Below are 18,643 nucleotides of genomic sequence, written 5' to 3'. Positions count from 1 at the left end.
CTGAGAGGACGATAGAGAATGGCAGACCAGATTCGCTCGACCCAGATCCAGGCCGACATCGTCGACCTGCTGAAGCTCGCCATCGAGAGGCGCGCCTCCGACCTGCTCCTGACCGTGGGACTCCCGCCCATGCTGCGGCTCGACGGCGAGTGGCGCCCCACCGAGTACGAGGTGCTCACGACGACCATGACCCGGCGCCTCATGTACGCGCTGATGGACGAGAAGAAGCAGAGGAACTTCGAGGAACGCAAGGACCTCGACTTCTCCTTCAGCCTCTCCGGGCACGGCCGCTTCCGCGTGAACGTGTTCATGCAGCGGGGGTCGGTCGGCGGCGTCATGCGCACCATCGCGGACGAGGTCCTCACCTTCGCCGACCTCGGCCTGCCCGACGAGGTGGGCGCCATCGCGCGGCTCCCACGCGGGCTCGTGCTCGTGACCGGACCGACCGGCTCCGGCAAGTCGACGACCCTGGCGACCATGCTCAACCTCATCAACGACGAGTACTCCAAGCACATCGTGACGATCGAGGACCCCATCGAGTTCTTCCACCGCCACAAGACGTCAATCGTCAACCAGCGCGAGGTGGGTGAGGACACGGCCAACTTCGGAGCGGCCCTCAGGAGCGTGTTGCGTCAGGCGCCAGACGTGATCCTCGTCGGCGAGATGCGGGACTACGAGACCATCGGCGCCGCGGTGACCGCGGCCGAGACGGGCCACCTGGTGCTAGGGACCCTGCACACCAACACCGCGGCCGAAGCCATCGACCGCATCATCGACGTCTTCCCCGAGGCCCAACAGTCGCAGGTGCGCGTGCAGCTCGCGAACAACCTCCAAGCCATCCTCACCCAGCAGCTCCTCCCCCGCAACAGCGGCGACGGCCGCGCGTTGGCGTACGAGTTCCTCATCGCCACGCCGGGCATCCGCAACCTGATCCGCGAGGGCAAGACTCACCAGATCCCCGCCCAGATCCAGATGGGCGGAGCCATCGGCATGCTGACGATGGACGCCTGCCTGGCCGAGCTGCACCTGCGGAAGGTCATCTCCTTCGAGACCGGCCTCGCGCGCTCGGTGGACGCGAAGGAGTTCGAGCGTCTCATCACGACGGGCGGCCAGGCGCAGGGTGCCAGCGCGCCGCAGACCGCCCAACGCGCCGTCCCTCCCGCCTCGACGGGCGGCTCTCGCGGCGGCACACCGCCCGTGGGGCGCAGCGGTCGCGGCTGACGACCCTCCTCGCGCCAACCACCTGCTTGTTGACTGACGCGGCCCACGCTCATATACTTCGCCGCATGATGCGTTCGGGCGATCACCCCAGCTGCGTGAGGCGCCGCCTGGCGTTCATCCAAGGGCGCGCCGTGGTGCTCCTACCCCGGCGGGAGGCGTGAGCCGACGTTGAGCCGGCGCCCCGCGCGGCGCCACCACTCGAGCGTTTCACGACCCCCGGCTCAACCTGCGGCCGGGGGTCGTTCAGTTCCCTCAAGGCGGGTCGGTACCGGAAAGGTCTTATGAGTCAAACCAGCAGCCTCTTCGACAAGGTCTGGGAATCACACACGGTAGGCAAGTTGCGTAACGGGCAGGACCAGCTGTTCATCGACACCCACCTGATCCACGAGGTGACGAGCCCGCAGGCCTTCGGCATGCTCGCCGACCTCGGGGTGGGCGTGCTGATGCCCGAACGGACGTTCGCCACGGTCGATCACATCGTCCCGACCCACACGCGCGTCGAGCCGTTCGCCGACCCGCTCGCCGCCGCCATGATCGCCGAGTTGCGCAAGAACACGGCAGCGCACGACGTCACGTTCTTCGACATCGGCGGGGGCAAACAGGGCATCGTGCACATGGTGGGCCCCGAGCAGGGGATCACGCAACCGGGAACCACGATCGCCTGCGGTGACTCCCACACGAGCACTCACGGTGCCTTCGGCGCCATAGCGTTCGGCATCGGCACCTCGCAGGTGCGGGACGTGCTCGCCACCCAGACGTTGGCGATGAGCAAGCCCAAGCTGCGGCGCATCGAGGTGAACGGCCGCCTAAGGCCGGGCGTCTACGCGAAGGACGTCATCTTGCACATCATCCGCACCTTGGGCGTCAAGGGCGGCATCGGGTACGCCTACGAGTACGGCGGCACGACGTTCGACGCCATGACCATGGAGGAGCGGATGACCGTCTGCAACATGTCGATCGAGGGTGGGGCGCGGTGCGGCTACGTGAACCCCGACGCGACGACCTTCGCCTACCTGGAGGGGCGCCCGTACGCGCCCAAGGGTGCCGACTGGGACAGGGCGGTGGAGCGCTGGCAAGGCCTGGCGTCGGGACCCGATTGCCACTACGACGACGTCGTCGTCTTCGACGCCGCCGACGTCCCGCCCACCGTCACGTGGGGCCTCAACCCCGGCCAGGCCATCGCCGTGGACGAGCTCATCCCCACCGTCGAGGGCGCACCCGAGCACGACAAGGCCGGCGTCGCCGAGGCCCTGGCCCACATGAAGCTCGAGGGTGGCACGCCCATCAAGGGCACCAGGGTCGACGTGGCTTTCTTCGGTTCCTGCACCAACGCGCGTGTTTCCGACTTCGTGGAGGTCGCCAGGCTCATCGCGGGGCACAAGGTGCAACCGCACGTCAGGGCCATCGCGGTGCCCGGCTCACACCTCGTGAAGCTCGAGTGCGAGCGCCTCGGCGTCGACAAGGTGCTCGAGGACGCCGGCTTCGAGTGGCGTGAGGCCGGCTGCAGCATGTGCCTGGCCATGAACCCCGACAAGCTCGAGGGCGACGAACTCTGCGCGTCTTCAAGCAACCGCAACTTCAAGGGGCGTCAGGGCTCGCCGACCGGCCGCACCGTGCTGATGAGCCCCGTCATGGTGGCCGCGGCCGCCGTCACCGGCATGATCTCGGACGCCCGCGAAGTGTTCGGCACGCCGAAGGCGGTGGCGTGAGTGGCGCTCACACCGGTGACCGAGGCGCGCGGAACCGCCGTTGCCCTGATGGCCAACGACATCGACACGGACCGCATCATCCCGGCACGCTTCCTCAAGGCGGTGACCTTCGACGGCCTGGGCGACGCCCTCTTCATCGACGAGCGCTATGACGAGGCCGGTAACAGCAAGCACCATCCGCTCGACGACCCGCGCCACGCCGGCGCCGCGATCATCGTCACCGGCGACAACTTCGGCTGCGGTTCGAGCCGCGAGCACGCGCCGCAATCCATCCAGCGCGCTGGGTTCCGGGGCATCATCGCCGGCTCCTTCGCGGAGATCTTCTTCGGCAACGCGACCACCCTCGGCCTCGTCTGCGCCGTCGTGGGCGAAGCGGACCGCAAGGAGATCGCCGCCACCGTGACCGCCGACCCGAAGGCCGAGGTCGTGATCGACGTGGACAAGCAGGAAGTGCGCGTGGCGGGCCGGACGTACGCGGCGACGATCCGCGAGACGGCGCGCGAGGCCCTGCTGACCGGCTACTGGGACCCGATCGGCGAGCTATTGGAGCGCGTGCAAGGCGTGAAGGACCTCGCCCGCGGACTGGGGCACGCAGTATGAGCTTCAAGATCGCGGTGTTGCCGGGCGACTTCATCGGGCCCGAGGTGATAGACGCGGCGCTCGAATGCCTGGAGGCCCTGGCGACCGAACACGGGCTCGGCTTCGAGTTCGAGCGCCTTCCGTTCGGTGGCAGCGCCATCGAAAGCCACGGTGAGCCGCTGCCGCAGGTCACTCGCGCCGCCGCCGCGAAAGCGGACGCGGTGCTCATGGGCTCGGCGGGTGGGCCCGTGGGCGATCACCCCTGGAACCGGCTGCCCCGCGAGAAGCGCGTGGAGTCCGGGATCCTCGCGCTGCGCCGTCACTTGCAGGTGTTCGCGAACCTGCGTCCCGTGCGCGTCTTCGAGGGCCTCGAGCGCCTCTCGCCCCTGCGCGCGGAGCGCGCCCGCGGCACCGACCTGTTGATCATCAGGGAGCTCACGGGAGGCATCTACTTCGGCAAGCCGTCGTCGGTGGAGCAAGACCGCGGCGTGAGCACCATGGTCTACGAGCGCTACGAGGTCGAGCGCATCGCCCGCGTGGCCTTCGAGACCGCCCGCCAGCGACGGGGCCGGGTGACCAACGTCGACAAGGCGAACGTCCTCGACGTCTCGCAGTTCTGGCGCGACGTGGTGGTGAGCCTTCACGAGCGCGAGTTCAGCGACGTGGAACTCGACCACCTGTACGTCGACAACGCGGCCATGCAGATCGTGCGCGACCCCCGGGCGTTCGACGTCTTGGTGATGGGCAACCTCTTCGGCGACATCCTGTCGGACCTCGCCGCCGTCATCCCCGGGTCGCTGGGGTTGCTGCCCTCCGCGAGCCTGGGCGGCGCAGTTGGCCTGTACGAGCCCGTGCACGGCAGCGCTCCCGACATAGCGGGCCGGGGCCTGGCGAACCCGGTGGGCGCCATCCTCTCGGCGGCGATGATGTTGCGCTACGGCCTGGGCCAGAGCGCGGCCGCAGACGACCTGGAGCGCGCGGTCCAACTCGCGTTGGCCGACGATCCGACGGTCGACCTGGGCGGAACCAGGACCACCGCCGCGTTCACGGCCGCCGTGATCGAGAAGGTGGGGGCGAAGGCGCAAGCTTGAGCGCGGAACGGCGCGGTGGGCGGTTATACAATGCGTCAACGAAGGAGCAACCATGCCAACAGTCAAAGATCCCGTGAAGAAGCGGCGCCGCAGCGCCGTGGTGACCGAAGGCGACCAGCGCTCACCCAACCGCGCCATGTTGCGGGCGGTCGGGTTCGAGGACGCCGACTTCGGCAAGCCGATCATCGGGATAGCCAACGGGCACAGCACCATCACGCCCTGCAACTCGGGCCTGGGTGAGCTCTCGGCCGCGGCCGAGGCCGCGATCAAGGCCGCGGGCGGCATGCCGCAGATGTTCGGCACCATCACCATCTCCGACGGCATCTCGATGGGCACGGAGGGCATGAAGTGCTCGCTCGTCTCCCGCGAGGTGATCGCCGACAGCATCGAGACGGTCGGCCGCGGCCAGAGCATGGACGGCATGTTGGCGGTGGGCGGCTGCGACAAGAACATGCCGGGCGCGCTGATCGCCCTGGCGCGCCTCGACGTGCCGAGCATCTTCGTCTACGGCGGCACCATCAAGCCCGGCCACCTGAACGGTGAGGACCTGACGATCGTCAGCGTCTTCGAGGCGGTTGGCGCGCGCGCCGCCGGCCGCATGGACCTGCCGACCTTCCAGGCCGTGGAGCGCGCCGCCTGCCCCGGCCCCGGCTCGTGCGGCGGCATGTACACGGCGAACACCATGTCGTCTGCCATAGAAGCCATGGGCATGAGCCTGCCCAACTCGAGCACCATGGCCGCCGTGGACGAGGAGAAGCGCGTAAGCGCGGCGGAGAGTGGGCGCGCGCTGCTGAAGCTCATCGAGCTCGAGCTGACGCCGCGCCGGATCATGACGCGCGAGGCCTTCGAGAACGCCATCCGCGTGATCATGGCGGTGGGCGGCAGCACCAACGCGGTCTTGCACCTCCTCGCCATCGCGCATGCCATGGACGTTCCCCTCACCATCGACGACTTCGAGAGGCTCCGCACGACCACGCCCGTGCTCTGCGACCTGAAGCCTTCGGGCCACTACGTGGCCACGGACCTTCACGCCGTCGGGGGCATCCCGCTCGTCATGAAGATGCTGCTGGAGGCGGGGCTACTTCACGGCGACTGCATTACTTGCACCGGCAAGACCGTTGCAGAGAACCTCGCCGGGGTGAGCGCTTCGCCGCCCGCCGGCCAGGACGTGGTGCACCCGTTCGACCGTCCCCTCTACCCCCACGGTCACCTGAACGTCCTGCGCGGCAACCTCGCACCTGAGGGCGCCGTGGCCAAGACCACCGGCCTCAGCCACACGAGGATCAGCGGTCCGGCCAGGGTCTTCGAGAGCGAGGAGGAGTGCCTGAGCGCGATCCTCGGCGACGAGATCAGGGCGGGCGACGTCATCGTCATCCGTTACGAGGGCCCCAGGGGCGGCCCGGGGATGCGCGAGATGCTCGCCCCCACCAGCGCCATAATCGGGCGCGGCCTGGCCGATTCGGTGGGCCTCATAACCGACGGGCGCTTCTCCGGGGGCACCTACGGCTTCGTGGTCGGCCACGTCGCGCCCGAGGCAGCGGTCGGCGGCCCCATCGCGCTGGTTCGAGAGGGCGACATCATCACCATCGACTCGGAGCACAACCTCATCCAGCTGGAGGTCGACGAGGCGGAGCTGGCGAGGCGCCGCGCCGCCTGGGTCCCACCGACGCCCCGCTACCAACGGGGCGTGCTGGCCAAGTACGCCAAACAGGTCTCGAGCGCGTCACTAGGGGCCGTCACGGACTGAGCCCACCGCCCCGGGCCTAGGGAGTTCCATGCGGGTCACGATCTTCAACGAGTACTTGCACGAGCTAGAGAACGACGTCGTGCACGACATCTACCCCGAGGGGATCCACGCCACCCTCGCCGAGGCCGTCACGCGGCTCACGGGCGCCGAGGTACGAAGCGCCACGCTGCGCCAGCAGGAGCACGGCCTCTCGCAAGAAGTCATCGACGCCACCGACGTCCTGCTCTGGTGGGGCCACAAGGCGCACGAAGAGGTCGCCGACGAGGTGGTCGACCGCGTCCAGCGCGCCGTTCTCGGGGGCATGGGCCTCGTGGTCCTGCACTCCGCCCACTACTCCAAGCCGTTCAAGCGCCTCATGGGCACCAACGCCTCGCTCAAGTGGCGCGAGGCCGACGAGAAGGAGCGCCTCTGGAACCTGCAGCCCGCGCATCCCATCCTGGCCGGGATCCCCGACTACTTCGAGCTGCCCCGCGAGGAGATGTACGGCGAGCGCTTCGACGTCCCCGACCCTGACGAGCTCCTCATGCTCTCCTGGTTCCAGGGGGGCGAGGTGTTCCGCAGTCTCGCCACCTGGCGGCGCGGTCACGGCACGGTCGTCTACTTCCGGCCGGGCCACGAGACCTACCCCACCTACCACGACCCGAACGTGCAGCGGATAGTCGCCAACGCGGCAGCCTACGCCGCCGCCCGGATCAGGAAGCCGGATACGGGTAGCCCGGAGACGAGCCCCATAGAGCAAGTGCCGAACCCGGGCAAGGAGAACGTACTCAGCGCCACCACGGCCAAGCGGGAAGAGTGAACCGCCCGCTGCGCGCCGCCATCCTCGGCACCGGCGACATCTCCGCAAGCCACTACAAGGGCTACCTCGCCGCCGGCGTTGACGTCGTCGCGTTGTGCGACACGGCGCCGGCCGCGCTGGCGGCCCGGGCCGCCGCCTGGGGCGTCGGGCGCACCTATACCGACTTCCAGAAGATGTTCGAGGACGGCGGTTTCGAGCTGGTCAGCATCGCCGCCCCGACCTCCGTTCACCATCCCGCCACGCTGGCCGCCGCGGCCGCCGGCGTGCACGTTCTCGTCGAGAAGCCGATGGCGCTCGACATCCGGCTTGCCGATGAGATGATCGAGGCGTGCCACGCCGCGGGCGTGGTCCTGATGGTCGATCATCAACTACGCTCGAGCGGCCCGGCGCGCAAGGCGCGGGAGTTGATAGCCGCCGGTGTCATCGGCAGGGTCACTCACGTCCGCTTGCGGCAGGCCCACGACTGGAGCGGCCTCGGCGTGCGCCCTTCGTTCAGGACGAAAGCCTCGGCCGGTGGCGGCACGCTGCTCGACAACGGCTGCCACCTCGCCGACCTGGCCCGCTTCTTCGGTGGCACCATCAACGAGGTCTTCGCCCGCGTCGCCACCCTCAAGTACGACGTCGAGGTAGAGGACACCGCGCACGTGAGCATGCTCTACGAGGGCGGCACGCTCGGCGTGCTGGAGGCCGCCTGGACGGCGACCGGCTGGGAGGAGGGCTTCTGGGTGTACGGCACCGAGGGGGCCCTCGAGTGCACGAACCGGTACGGCGCTCAGAACCTGAGGCATGCCTACCGCGGCTCGCCCGGGACGGACTTCAGCCACACCGACCTCACCACGTTCGAGTTCAGCGGCGCACCGACGCACACCCGGCACGTGCTCGCGTTCGTGGCGGCCGTTCGCGGCGAGGCCCCGGTCGCGTGCAGCGGCGAGGACGGCCGCGAAGCGGTGCGCATCATCCTCGCGTCCTACGCCAGCAGCGAGCGCAACCTGCCCGTGACGCTCGCCGACTTCACGGGGTGAGGGTGCGGCCTTGAGCTTCGAGGAGTTCCAGGGGCTGATCGCCGAGATGGTCGACGAGATCCCGGCCGAGTTCCTCCGCGGCTTGAGCGGCGTCCACGTGCTCGAGGAGGCCCTCGTCGAACCCGACTACGACGACGTCTACCGGATGGGCGAGTACCTCGACCCCGGCGTCCAGGACTTCCTCGGGCCGGGTGAGGGCCTGGGGCGCCACGTCGCGCTCTATTACGGCTCCTTCGCCGCGCTGGCCGCCAGCGACCCGGGCTTCGACTGGGAGGACGAGGCTTGGGAGACGCTGACGCACGAGCTCAGGCATCACGTCGAGTCGTTGGCGGGCGAGGACTGGCTGATCCAAGACGACGAGTTCAGGGCGCAGGACTTCCCGAAACGCAACTGACTCCGCAACAGCGAGGACGCGCCTCACCTAGGACGCGCCTCAGCGAGGACCCGCCACAGCGTGAACCGGCCTGAGCGTGGACCCGCTACAGCGTTGCAGTCGCGGCAACCCACCAACCCGGCTCGGCGGACCGCAGGGCGGCCGCGATGGCCGCCGCGTGCTCGGCGCCCTGCGCCACCCCGAAGCAGGTCGGTCCGCTCCCCGACATGAGGACGCCCTTGAGGCCGGCGTCTCGCAGGTGGGCGAGCACGGCGCGCAACTCCGGATGGCTTCTCAGCACGCCCGGTTGCAGCCCGTTGGGCCAGCGTGGCTCCTCGCCCGCCGCCAGGCGCTCGAGCGAGCGTTCGAACCGTAGCCGCGGCGTGAAACCGATCAGGTTGGCGTAGGCGTCGGCGGCGCTGACGCCGAATCCGGGGTTCACCAGCACGAGGTGGAGGCGTGGGACGTCCAGCTCGAAGAGCCGCTCGCCGCGCCCCTTGGCCAACGCGGCCCGTGCCGTCCCCAGCATGAAGGGCACGTCGGACCCGAGCTTGGCGGCCACCCCGGCCACGTCGACGGCAGCCGGGAGCAGTCGAGCGAGGACCCTGAGCACGGCGCCGGCATCCGCGGAGCCCCCACCGAGCCCGGCGGCCACCGGTACGCGCTTGAGGAGCTTCAGCGCGACTCTCACGGGAGCGGCGGCGCCGTCCGCCTCGCGCCGCGCGCGGAGGTACCGGGCGGCCGCCCCGTGAGCCAGGTTCTCTTCTCCCTCGGCCAGCGCGACGGCTGGCAGCTCCAGCGCCAGCTCCACGTCGAGCTCCACGTGGTCCGCGGCGGCTTCCTCGACCAGCACGGTGAGCTCGTCGGCCAGCCCGACCCGCACCATGGCCGTCTCGACCTCGTGGAAGCCGTCGCCCCTGAGCGCCAGCACGGCCAGACCAAGGTTCACCTTGCCGTGGGCCGCTTCCGTCAGGGCCCCCGGAAACCCGCCGCCGGAACTCACGAGCCGACCACGGTCACCGAACGACCACGCTCACGAGCCGACCGCTCGCTCCGCGCGCCACAGTTCGAGGAGGGCGAGGCCCAGCTTCAGGTCGTCCGGGGTCGTCAGCTTGTGCAGCAGTGGGCTGCCCTCTACCAGCTCGACTCCGACGCCGAGCCGGCGCACGAGCGCCGCGTCGTCGGTGGCCTCGACGCCCGCCGCCGCCGCCGACTCGTGGGCGCGCACCAGCAGCTCCCGTGCGAACCCCTGCGGGGTCTGGATCACCCTCAGCCCCTCCCGGGGCAGGGGCGTTCCGTCGGCGACGTAGACGATGGTGTCGTGAACCCTCAGGGCCGCGGTGGCCGCCCCCGTCTCTTGGGCGGCCGCCAAGACCCGCTCCAGGGCGGCGCGGGGCAGGAACGGCCGGGCGGCGTCGTGCACCAAGACCGTCTCCGCCCGCGTGGCCGTCACCAGCAGGCGAACGGTGGCTTGCCTGGACTCGGCGCCCTCGATCACCCGCACGTCGCGGCCAACGAGCTCGCGCGCCTGCGCGGCCGCCCCGGCGGGCACGGCCACCACCACTTCGTCGACGGCGCCCCGAAGCGCCGCCACGGCGTGCTCGAGCAGGGTCGCGTCTCCCAGTCTTACGAACGCCTTGGGGCCGCGCCCCAGCCGGACGCCCGACCCGGCCGCCGGGACCAGCGCAGCAACACGGGTCACGGATCGTCGCTCCCCCAGCGCGGCGCGCGGTCGTTGTCGATGCCGAGCCGGTCGAGGGCGCGGCTCGTGATCCCTCCAACTAACTCGACCAGGGAACCGGGGCGATGGTAGAACCCAGGCGCGGCGGGGAGGATGACGGCGCCGGCGTCGTGCGCGGCAAGCATGTTGATCAACATCGGGCGCGAGTAAGGCGCCTCTCGCACCACCAGGACGAGCGGACGCCGCTCTTTCAGGGTCACGTGAGCCGCCCGCGTGATCAGCGTGTCGGCGTGTCCGTGGGCGACCCTTGCAAGCGTCCCGGCACTGCACGGCACCACCACCATGCCAAGCGTAGGGTGGCTGCCCGAAGCTATCGACGCGCCCACGTCGGAGTCCTTGAGAACGAGGTCCGCCTGCTCGATGAGCGCCTGCGCGCCGCCGTCGAGCTCGGTCGGCAGCACGCGCTTGGCGCCGCCGCTTATCACCAGTGCCGTAGGCACGCCTAGGCGTTTCAGCGTGCGCAGCATGTCGAGCGCGTACAACATGCCGCTGGCGCCGCTGACGCCGACGATCACGCGCCGCGGCCGGCCGGGTTCCGGCAGCTGGGTCCCCGTGTCGCTTGTCACGCCCACAAGGCTAACCCGAGCGCGCGTATACTCACGCCGTGGGTGCGTCGCCGAACCCGGCGTCTGACCCCGAAGCGGAGGCGAACAGAGTGCCAACGTTGAGACCAGACGGGCTCACACACGACCAGCGCCGCGCCCGGCGCCCGGCGACCGACAAGCCGTTGAGACGCAGCCGCGAGCACCGCTTGATCGGCGGAGTATGCGGGGGCATCGCGGAGTTCGTGAACGCCGATCCGCGCACGGTCAGGTTTGTCTACTTGCTCTCGGCATTGCCGTCCTTGGGCTTCACGCTCGTCGGCTACTTCCTGCTCTGGCTACTGATCCCCGGCGCGCCGGCCGGCAGCACCGCGGAGTCGGCCGAAGCGGCGGGCTGACCCGTCAGACGAGCAGCCTGACGGCCTCAGACCAGCAATCTCACTGGGGACGTGAGTAGTTCGGCCACGCGGGCCAGTAGGCGCGCTCCCTGATCCAACGGCAGGCTGCCCGTGAGGGCGAGGGTGCTGCGGTAGCCGCCAACCTCGGAATCGTAGAGTATCCGCCCTAGCGTCACGCTCGGGGCCCCGACGTCGAGGAACGCCTCGTCGACGTCCAGCATGCTGAGGTCGACGGCGACCAGCGCCACCTCGTCCTCTTCCATGCCGGCGCCTTCGAGCTCTCGCACCAGTTCGACGAACGCCATGCTCGCGGCTCCGTCCACGCGCCGGAGCATGATGCCCGCCTGGATCTCCGCCAGGGCGACCTCACCGCCGGTCAGGCCAACGTCATGCGCCGCCTTGGCCGCCGCACGTACGAGGAAGGGCGCCACGCTCAGCGGCCCGTCCTGTCCGAGTTCCAGGCCCGCCGCCAGCTGCGCGGCGGCCAGGGCGCTCAGGTCGACGTTCCGCCGCAGCAGGTTGGGAGTGTGGACGAGTGGCAGTGCCGGGGCAACCTGCTCTCGCGCGTCGAGATCGGCCTCCCCCACGCCCAGCTCGTCGAACGTCTCGACTTCTGTCTGGTCGAGCGGTTCGCTCCAAGGCTCGCCGACCCCGGTGGTGCCGTACGGACCTTCGTCGCCGGCGGCCGCGGTGCCGGCGGCGGAGAACTCGCCGGCCTCAAGCGTTTCAGGGGCCGTGGCCGGGTCGTCGGGCTCGAACGACGCAGCGCTCGGCGCCGGATCCTCGGCCTCGAACACCTCGGCACTCGGCACGTGATCCTCGGACTCGGACACCTCGGCGCTCGGCATGTGGGCTTCGAACTCCGACACCTCGGCACTAGGCACCGAAACGTCGGTCCCCAACTGCTCACCGCTCAGCTCCGAGCCTGCGGGCGCCGGCTCCTGGGCTGCAGCCGAGCCTCCGGGCTCGAACATGGCGGCACCAACGCTGGACCCGTCCTGCACCTCGCCGTCCTCCCACAGGTCGGGGGCGTCGAGCGGGACCGGCTCGTAAGGTTCGGAGTCGAGCCGCAGTTCGCTGCCGCCCCAGGCGGGAGCCGGCTCCTCCGGCGCATCCACCTGGGCGCCCCCATCCGAGTAGTCGTGAAGGGCTTCGCTTGGCTCGGCAGTCTCGTCGGCCTCGGCGCCAGCCGTAGCAAACGGAGAGTCGCCCGGTACTTCGCCCGCCGGGATGGACGGCTCGTCGCCCGGCGCGCCTTCGTCCAGGTCGTCATCCGACACCAACAGCAGGTCGTCGTCCAGGTCCGGGGTCACGAGCCCTTCGTCGTGAACGCTGATGGGTTCGGAGGGGAAACCGTCCTGCTCTACTCGCACGTCCCCGCCGTCCTCCGTCTCACCCGCACCGAACCCGGCGGGCGCCTCGACGTCGTCGTCATCGTCGTCGAAGAGGAACACGTCGTCGCCCAACTCGGCGACCTGCGCCGCCGCCTCGGCAGCAACCTCGCCGCCGGACGCTCCGCTGGACACGCTCTCCTGCGGCGTGACCGCCCTCGAGTAGTTGCCCACGGAGTCGGCCCCTACTTCAGTCCAGGCCTCCATGCCCTCCGGCAGTGGCTCCGGGGTGGGGTCTACCGCCTCCTCCCCCGCCATCACTCGGGCGAGGTAATCGAGGACGTCGCGTTCCACAACGCGACCGTCGGGACCCGTACCCTTCAGGCTCTGCCAGGCGACGTTGTTCTGTTCGGCGAGGCGTCGGGCGAGGTTCGAGATATCGGGTTGGCTCACGGGTGATCCTCCACTGCGGAAGAGCTGATTCCGGTGGCCTGAACGCGCGACACGGTACCGACAGGCCTGCGCATGATGGAACCGAGTATAGCCCGAGCCAAACTGCCGAGCGTCTGGAATATTCCCACACCGCGGCCCCCCGCCATGGACGCCAGGTTCGGGTACGGCATCGCGCTCAGGGGCGCCACGCCTGGAAGAACACGTCGTCTATGAACGTTTGGAGCATGGCTTCCTGGCCGTGAACGAGCACGGAGGTGGTGACGCTCTGCCCCGCACCCACGCGCCTGTCGAGCACCACCCGCTCACCCTCGTCGTCGGTCACCACGAGCTTCAGTTGGTAGGGCCGATCGAGAAGGCGCTTGACACCCATGTTGGTGGGGTCGAACGTGAAGGGCACGAGGCGGCTGCCGTCCGCCGCCGAGTCGGCGCCACCCGGCGCCGGCGAGGGACGAACGGGCGTCCTCAGGTCGGGCCCGGTCTGTGGGCCCGTGGGGAACAGGTCGGGAAACGCGTTGGCGGGAGGAGCGCCGTTGACGGTAAGGAATACCGGGGTGCCCGGCACCGTGTAGCCGTCGGGCTGGGCGGCTATCACACCCTCGGGCTGCTCCGGATCGGTCACGTAAGTGACGGTACCCACCCTCAGCTGCGCCGCCGTCAGCGCGAGCTGCGCGCGCCACTGTGGCATGCCCACCACGTCCGGCACCTGGATGGCGGTGGCGGTAGACAGCGAGTAGTGAAGCAGCACCGGCGTGCCCGGCGGCACCGCTGCGCCCGCGGGGGGCTCCATCGCCACCACGGCCCGTGGCCGATCGAACGACACGCTCGAGGCCAGCGTCTCCACCCTGCCGAAACCCAGTCGCTGAAGCTGCTGCACGGCGGCATCGAGGTCGGTTCCGAGCAAGTCCGGGAGTTCCACCGCGGCACGCTCCGGCCCCGAGCTGACCACGAGGCTCAGGGTCCCGCCCTCGGCTAGGCGCTGCCCTCCGGCCGGTGCTTGGCCGATGACGGTGCCGGCGGTCCTATCGCTGTGCTGATACTCCGTCGTGCCCAGTGGGAGGTTCAACTCGGACGCGCGCGCTACGGCGGTCCTCTCCGTCATGCCGCTGAGGTCGGGGAGCACTGCCGCTGCGGGGGGAGTGTTGACCCCCAGGTGGATGGACCGCAGGCGCTTGACTATGGCCCCGGCCTGGGGCGACTGGGAGGTGACCGTACCCGCCGCTACGCCCTCGACATGTTCCACGAACGCCACCGGCTCGAAGCCGTGCGAGCGCAAGACCTTGGTGGCCGCTTCGTACTGCATGCCGACCAGATCGGGAAGCACCTCCTCGCCCACCGCGAAGTAGCGCGATGCGTCGAGCACCACGAAGGCGGCGAGGACCAGCAGCACGAGCCCGGAAACCAGTAGCCAGCCCCAAGCGCGGCGGCTGGGGGCCGGATTCGTGGTCGCGGAGGCCGTGCTCACGCAGGAACTCTATCACGGCCCCGCACCGGCTCATGAGCCCTGGATAGCGTGTCCGACAGCACCTTTCGCCCACCGCCGCGGCCATCGGGCAGGCCACCCGCGTCCCCGGCTGGTTCCGGGGCTAGCATTAGGCATGCGAGACGCCCACAGCGTGATCCCGGTCGGAACGTTGCGCCACTTGGCGAAGGTGGAGGTGGAGTCCGAGTGGGAACTCGCCACCCTGGCCCGCCTGTTGGAGTTGGGCTTCGCCTGGGAGGGGCTGGCGTTACCAGCTAGCTTCGAGGAAGGCTTCTACCGCCTCAACAACCTGCCGCACCAGTTGCGGGCGCTCTACGTTGGGCTCGATCTCTCCGATCCGGACGAGGACATCGTCGAGGAGGCCGAGCCGGCAGCCGTGAGCCTGCTGGCGCAGTCGTACCTCCTCGATGAGAACGTCGATCTCCTCTACGACTCCCTCGGCTGGAGCGGCCGAAGCATGGTGAGACGGCCGGGGGCGGGGCGCGGGCGCGAGGTGGTGGGGCGCCGGGGGGCGCTACTCGCGGTAAAGCGCGTGTACCAGGACGACTGGGGCATGGACGCCGTCATGGCCAGGCTGGCCCTCCACGGCCGGCTGGGGCTCGACGCGCGGCCCGTGCTCGTCACGCCCGGACCCGAGCGGCCCGACGAGGACCTGACGGTCCGCGCCTCGCGCGCCCTGGGCGCCTCGCTCACCGCGTTCGTGGGGCCGAGCGGCGCACTGACGCGGATCGCCCCTGCTTGACTACTTGCGGATCCGCTGCGCCGGCACGGCTTGCACCGGCGTGGTCGTCTCGAAGGTCACGAACGCGGACGGGTTCACCTCTTGCAGCAGCTTGAGCACCTCAGGGATCTTGCGGCGTGGGATGACCGAGAACGCGACGCTCACGTCGCCGTCGCGCCCTCGCGCGTTCAGCAGTGTGACGTAGTGGCCTGCGCTGCGCAGGCTGTCCTCGACGGGAGGGGTATCGATGGGCGTGACCACCCGGACGATCGATTCCCCGATGGCCAGCCACCGCTCGACGCTCACGCCGAGCATGGTGCCCGTGGCGTAACCGGCCGCGTAGGCGAGGAACTTGACGGGCGAGTCCAGGTTCGCCAGGACCTGTGCGGCCGCGATCAGCCACACGAGCGACTCGAAGAAGCCGAAGAGGCCCGCCAAGCGCCTCTGGCCACGGACGAGGAAGCCGATGCGCAGCGTCCCGAGCGACACGTCCACTATGCGAAGCGAGAAGATCAGCAGGGCCGCCAGCACCAGGCTCACGGTTTCGCTCATGCGTGCCCCGCGAGTTCCCTGGCCGCCACCGCCGCGGCGCCGATGACGCCTGCGTCGCCCCCGAGGCTGGCCGTCCTGAACAGCGGAAGGGGATAGCCTTCGAGGTAATGCTCGGCCGCTGCGCGCACCTTGCCGAGGTAATACTCGCCCACGCGCGTGATGCCGCCGCCCAGCACGAAGCCCTCCGGGTCGATGATCTTGACCAGGTTGGCGAGCCCGATGCCCGTGAAGAACGCCGCGTTCTCGATGATGCCGAGGGCCTTGGGCTCCCCGGCGCGAGCGCGCTTGAAGAGTTCTCGCGTGTCCATCTCCACCCCGTAGGCGTACGTGGCGTCACGCGCCATGGAACGCCCGGCCGCGATGGCCTCCAGGCTGCCGGTGTGACCGTCGCCCCCCATGGGACCCCCGACCAGCATGGTCATGTGGCCGATCTCCCCTGCCAGGCTGTTGGCGCCCCTCACGACGCGGTCGCCTATGAAGATGCCGCCGCCTATGCCGGTGGAGATGGTGACGTAGATGCTCGAATCGAGCTCGCGGGCGGCCCCGTAAAGGTGCTCCGCGTAACCCGCCGCGTTCGCGTCGTTCTCGAGCACGACCGTCATCTTCAGGCTCCGCTCCAGTTCGTCCACCAGCGGGGCGTCGCGCATGCCGGCGATGTTGGGGGCGAAGAGTATCCGCCGCCGTGAGCGGTCCATGGGACCCGGCGAGCCGATGCCGGCGCCCGCCACCTCGTGGCCGCGCGCCAGCAACTCCTTGGCGGTACCGACGAGGGCGGCAACGACGTCCTCAAAGCCGGTTTGCGGCGTGTCGACCCTCACCGAATCGAGCACCTTGCCCCCCTCGACGGCCGCCGTGAGGATCTTCGTTCCGCCAAGGTCGAGTCCTAAAGTCACCATTCAGTTCTCCTCGTCGCCGTGACCGTTGACTGCGGCCCGCGCGGCGTTCGCGATCATGAGTTCCTCGTCGGTCTTCACGACGAGCACTGACACGCCCGACCCGTCGGCGCTGATGCGCGAGTCGGCACGGGCGTTGCGTTCCTCGTCGACGGTGATGCCCAAGAAGCCCAGTCCGCTCAACGAGGCCGAGCGCGCCCACGACGAGTTCTCCCCGACCCCGCCGGTGAAGACGACCGCGTCGAGCCCGCCCATGGCGGCCGCGAACGCGCCGATGGTCTTGCGGATACGATAAGCGAACACTTCCAGCGCCGCGGAGGCCCCCTCTTCGCCCGCCTCAGCCGCGGCCGTCACGTCGCGCAGGTCGTTCGAGATGCCCGACATGCCCTTGAGCCCCGATTCGCTGTTGAGCAGCGTGTCGACCTGCTCGGTGCTCAGCCCGTTGCGCAGCAGATAGAGCACTATGCCGGGGTCTATGTCTCCGCTGCGGGTACCCATCAGCAGGCCCTCCATGGGTGTGAAGCCCATGGTCGTGTCTACCGACACGCCCCTGTCCACCGCCGCCGCACTGGCGCCGTTGCCCAGGTGGAGCGTGACGATACGGAGTTCGGCGCGGCGCTTGCCGAGGAGTAGGGCGGCGCGGCGCGAGACGTAGTCGTGGCTGGGTCCGTGGAAACCGTAACGACGGACGCCGCGGGCGTACGCGTACTCGAGCGGCAGCCCGTAGAGGTATGCGTGACGCGGCAGTCTCGCGTGAAAGGCCGTGTCGAATACCGCCACGTGGGGCACGTCGGGCATGGCGCGGCGCGCGGCCCGCAGCGCCGCCAGGTTGCCGGGGTTGTGCAGCGGCGCCAGGGCGGCCAGTTCGGCGATCGCCTCCTCCACCTCCGCCGTGACGATGGTCGCCCTCACGAACCGCGTGCCACCGTGAACGACGCGGTGCCCGACGACTCGCGGTGCGAACCCCGGAACGAAGCGCCTATACATGTCCAGCGCGAACTCGAAGGCCGCGTCGTGGCGCTCCAGGCGGAGCCGCTCCAGCAGCGCGAACGACGCCGTGACGGTGCTCGGCCCACCGATCCGCTCCACCTGCAGCGACTCCCCTGAGGGCCACAACTTGGTCTTCAGGCTCGAGCTACCGGCGTTGACGACGAGGATCTGCTGGGCGGGGCCGCCGGCGGGCAACGGGCTGCTCACGCTCGTGCGCCAGGCGCCGCTACGGCGCCTGGGACGCCCAGGTCGGCCACGAGACGCGGCCGGAACTTGAGGGCGTCGGCGGCCACGAAGTGCACCGCGACGGCGCCCAGGTTGCGGATGATGCCTTCGGGCTGCTCGCCATGTACGTGGCCGAAAACGAGCGCGTCGGGCGCCGCCTCCTCGATCAGTCCCGTGAGTTCGTTGGGCTGGAGGCGGGAGTTGGTGGGTGGAAAGTGCAGCATCACCACGCGGTACCTTCCTTCGAGCTTGGCGGCGTGAGCCAGCGACAGGCGCAGGCGCTCGACCTCGCGGTCGTAGATCTTCTGGTCTTGCGGCGTGAAGCCGGGGCTGCCGGGGCAGACCCAGCCGCGGGTGCCGGCCACCACCACGCCCCCGACCTCCATGGCGTCGTTCTGCAGTGCCCACATCCCAGCGGGGAGCGCGCTGCGGAGCCGGCTGATCGAGGGCCACCAGTAATCGTGGTTGCCGCGTAGCAGGATCTTCTTGCCGGGCAGGTCGGCCAGGTCCTGCAGGTCGAGCATGGCCTCGTCGAGGCGCATGGCCCACGAGATGTCTCCGGGCACCAGGACGAGGTCTTCCTCGCCGACCGTCTCCCGCCAGCCCTCGAAGAAGGCCTGCGGGTGGCCGGCCCAGCCCGGACCGAAGATGTCCATCGGCTTGGGCCGGGCGCGTGAGAGGTGGGGGTCGGCGATAGCGAACAGGCGCATCGGTCGCCCAGTGTACCCGTGCCGGCCGTACGGTCGAGAGGTACAGCCGTGCCGTGACCAGCGCGC

19 protein-coding genes are annotated in these 18,643 nt (G+C 69.7%); 10 read left to right on the top strand and 9 right to left on the bottom strand.

Annotation, left to right across the window (positions count from 1 at the left end; all coding sequences use genetic code 11):
- The first annotated feature begins 18 nt into the window (after positions 1–18).
- From ROY82_04655 to ROY82_04620, 8 genes are all read left to right on the top strand, one after another.
- Positions 19–1,221, top strand: coding sequence for a type IV pilus twitching motility protein PilT (locus ROY82_04655; protein MDT3681757.1), 1,203 nt, complete (start codon positions 19–21; stop codon positions 1,219–1,221).
- Positions 1,222–1,502: 281 nt separating this feature from the next.
- On the top strand, positions 1,503–2,930 hold the full coding sequence (gene leuC / locus ROY82_04650) for a 3-isopropylmalate dehydratase large subunit (protein MDT3681756.1): 1,428 nt from the start codon (positions 1,503–1,505) through the stop codon (positions 2,928–2,930).
- The gene (gene leuD, locus ROY82_04645; protein ID MDT3681755.1) at positions 2,931–3,530 is read left to right on the top strand and encodes a 3-isopropylmalate dehydratase small subunit; all 600 of its coding nucleotides are present in this window, start codon (positions 2,931–2,933) and stop codon (positions 3,528–3,530) included.
- Positions 3,527–4,600 carry a 3-isopropylmalate dehydrogenase gene (gene leuB, locus ROY82_04640; GenBank protein ID MDT3681754.1) on the top strand — a complete coding sequence of 358 codons (1,074 nt, stop codon included), beginning with the start codon at positions 3,527–3,529 and terminating at the stop codon, positions 4,598–4,600. Before leuD ends, leuB begins: the two co-directional genes overlap by 4 nt.
- A 52-nt stretch (positions 4,601–4,652) precedes the next feature.
- On the top strand, positions 4,653–6,347 hold the full coding sequence (ilvD, locus tag ROY82_04635; GenBank protein ID MDT3681753.1) for a dihydroxy-acid dehydratase: 1,695 nt from the start codon (positions 4,653–4,655) through the stop codon (positions 6,345–6,347).
- Positions 6,348–6,375: 28 nt separating this feature from the next.
- Complete coding sequence (locus ROY82_04630; GenBank protein MDT3681752.1) at positions 6,376–7,146, top strand: ThuA domain-containing protein; 771 nt, start codon at positions 6,376–6,378, stop codon at positions 7,144–7,146.
- Positions 7,143–8,168 carry a Gfo/Idh/MocA family oxidoreductase gene (locus ROY82_04625; GenBank protein MDT3681751.1) on the top strand — a complete coding sequence of 342 codons (1,026 nt, stop codon included), beginning with the start codon at positions 7,143–7,145 and terminating at the stop codon, positions 8,166–8,168. The genes ROY82_04630 and ROY82_04625 overlap by 4 nt, the downstream gene beginning before the upstream one ends.
- Positions 8,169–8,178: 10 nt before the next feature.
- Positions 8,179–8,562, top strand: a complete 384-nt coding sequence (locus ROY82_04620) for a metallopeptidase family protein (GenBank protein ID MDT3681750.1) — start codon at positions 8,179–8,181, stop codon at positions 8,560–8,562.
- Positions 8,563–8,647: 85 nt separating this feature from the next.
- On the opposite strand, the gene ROY82_04615 is transcribed toward ROY82_04620, so the two are convergent.
- Genes ROY82_04615 through ROY82_04605 form a run of 3 tightly spaced genes read right to left on the bottom strand, consistent with a single transcriptional unit; the run spans position 8,648 to position 10,848 of the window.
- A complete protein-coding gene (locus tag ROY82_04615; GenBank protein MDT3681749.1) occupies positions 8,648–9,544 on the bottom strand; it encodes a hypothetical protein in 897 nt (298 codons plus the stop codon).
- Between the two features lie 30 nt (positions 9,545–9,574).
- Positions 9,575–10,243, bottom strand: coding sequence for a 2-C-methyl-D-erythritol 4-phosphate cytidylyltransferase (gene ispD, locus ROY82_04610; protein MDT3681748.1), 669 nt, complete (start codon positions 10,241–10,243; stop codon positions 9,575–9,577).
- Positions 10,240–10,848, bottom strand: coding sequence for a UbiX family flavin prenyltransferase (locus ROY82_04605; protein MDT3681747.1), 609 nt, complete (start codon positions 10,846–10,848; stop codon positions 10,240–10,242). The genes ispD and ROY82_04605 overlap by 4 nt, the downstream gene beginning before the upstream one ends.
- An 89-nt stretch (positions 10,849–10,937) precedes the next feature.
- Between ROY82_04605 and ROY82_04600 the strand changes: the two genes are divergently transcribed.
- The gene (locus ROY82_04600) at positions 10,938–11,222 is read left to right on the top strand and encodes a PspC domain-containing protein (protein ID MDT3681746.1); all 285 of its coding nucleotides are present in this window, start codon (positions 10,938–10,940) and stop codon (positions 11,220–11,222) included.
- A 26-nt stretch (positions 11,223–11,248) separates the two neighbouring features.
- On the opposite strand, the gene ROY82_04595 is transcribed toward ROY82_04600, so the two are convergent.
- Both ROY82_04595 and ROY82_04590 read right to left on the bottom strand, forming a co-directional pair.
- A complete protein-coding gene (locus ROY82_04595) occupies positions 11,249–13,006 on the bottom strand; it encodes an E3 binding domain-containing protein (protein ID MDT3681745.1) in 1,758 nt (585 codons plus the stop codon).
- Positions 13,007–13,181: 175 nt separating this feature from the next.
- Positions 13,182–14,468, bottom strand: coding sequence for a PASTA domain-containing protein (locus ROY82_04590; GenBank protein ID MDT3681744.1), 1,287 nt, complete (start codon positions 14,466–14,468; stop codon positions 13,182–13,184).
- Positions 14,469–14,601: 133 nt separating this feature from the next.
- On the opposite strand from ROY82_04590, the gene ROY82_04585 reads away from it, so the two are divergent.
- A complete protein-coding gene (locus ROY82_04585; GenBank protein MDT3681743.1) occupies positions 14,602–15,228 on the top strand; it encodes a hypothetical protein in 627 nt (208 codons plus the stop codon).
- On the opposite strand, the gene ROY82_04580 is transcribed toward ROY82_04585, so the two are convergent.
- From ROY82_04580 to ROY82_04565, 4 genes are read right to left on the bottom strand one after another with little or no spacing between them, the layout of a single operon-like run.
- Complete coding sequence (locus tag ROY82_04580; GenBank protein ID MDT3681742.1) at positions 15,229–15,759, bottom strand: DUF5698 domain-containing protein; 531 nt, start codon at positions 15,757–15,759, stop codon at positions 15,229–15,231. It lies immediately after the preceding gene.
- Complete coding sequence (locus ROY82_04575) at positions 15,756–16,655, bottom strand: ROK family protein (protein ID MDT3681741.1); 900 nt, start codon at positions 16,653–16,655, stop codon at positions 15,756–15,758. The genes ROY82_04580 and ROY82_04575 overlap by 4 nt, the downstream gene beginning before the upstream one ends.
- Positions 16,656–17,849 carry an acetate/propionate family kinase gene (locus ROY82_04570; protein MDT3681740.1) on the bottom strand — a complete coding sequence of 398 codons (1,194 nt, stop codon included), beginning with the start codon at positions 17,847–17,849 and terminating at the stop codon, positions 16,656–16,658.
- Positions 17,846–18,577 carry a metallophosphoesterase gene (locus ROY82_04565; protein ID MDT3681739.1) on the bottom strand — a complete coding sequence of 244 codons (732 nt, stop codon included), beginning with the start codon at positions 18,575–18,577 and terminating at the stop codon, positions 17,846–17,848. The genes ROY82_04570 and ROY82_04565 overlap by 4 nt, the downstream gene beginning before the upstream one ends.
- Positions 18,578–18,643: the final 66 nt, after the last annotated feature.

This window comes from Truepera sp. (assembly GCA_032027045.1).
Lineage (GTDB): Bacteria > Deinococcota > Deinococci > Deinococcales > Trueperaceae > JAAYYF01.
Note: the sequence above shows the minus strand (reverse complement) of the source record. Positions and strands in the feature narration are given on the sequence as shown.

Excerpts from the sequence above, each read along its gene's own strand:
- ROY82_04655 (MDT3681757.1), top strand. The coding sequence starts at position 19 with ATGGCAGACCAGATTCGCTCGACCCAGATCCAGGCCGACATCGTCGAC.
- leuC (MDT3681756.1), top strand. The coding sequence starts at position 1,503 with ATGAGTCAAACCAGCAGCCTCTTCGACAAGGTCTGGGAATCACACACG.
- leuB (MDT3681754.1), top strand. The coding sequence starts at position 3,527 with ATGAGCTTCAAGATCGCGGTGTTGCCGGGCGACTTCATCGGGCCCGAG.
- ilvD (MDT3681753.1), top strand. The coding sequence starts at position 4,653 with ATGCCAACAGTCAAAGATCCCGTGAAGAAGCGGCGCCGCAGCGCCGTG.
- ROY82_04630 (MDT3681752.1), top strand. The coding sequence starts at position 6,376 with ATGCGGGTCACGATCTTCAACGAGTACTTGCACGAGCTAGAGAACGAC.
- ROY82_04585 (MDT3681743.1), top strand. The coding sequence starts at position 14,602 with ATGCGAGACGCCCACAGCGTGATCCCGGTCGGAACGTTGCGCCACTTG.
- ROY82_04580 (MDT3681742.1), bottom strand. The coding sequence starts at position 15,759 with ATGAGCGAAACCGTGAGCCTGGTGCTGGCGGCCCTGCTGATCTTCTCG.
- ROY82_04575 (MDT3681741.1), bottom strand. The coding sequence starts at position 16,655 with ATGGTGACTTTAGGACTCGACCTTGGCGGAACGAAGATCCTCACGGCG.
- ROY82_04565 (MDT3681739.1), bottom strand. The coding sequence starts at position 18,577 with ATGCGCCTGTTCGCTATCGCCGACCCCCACCTCTCACGCGCCCGGCCC.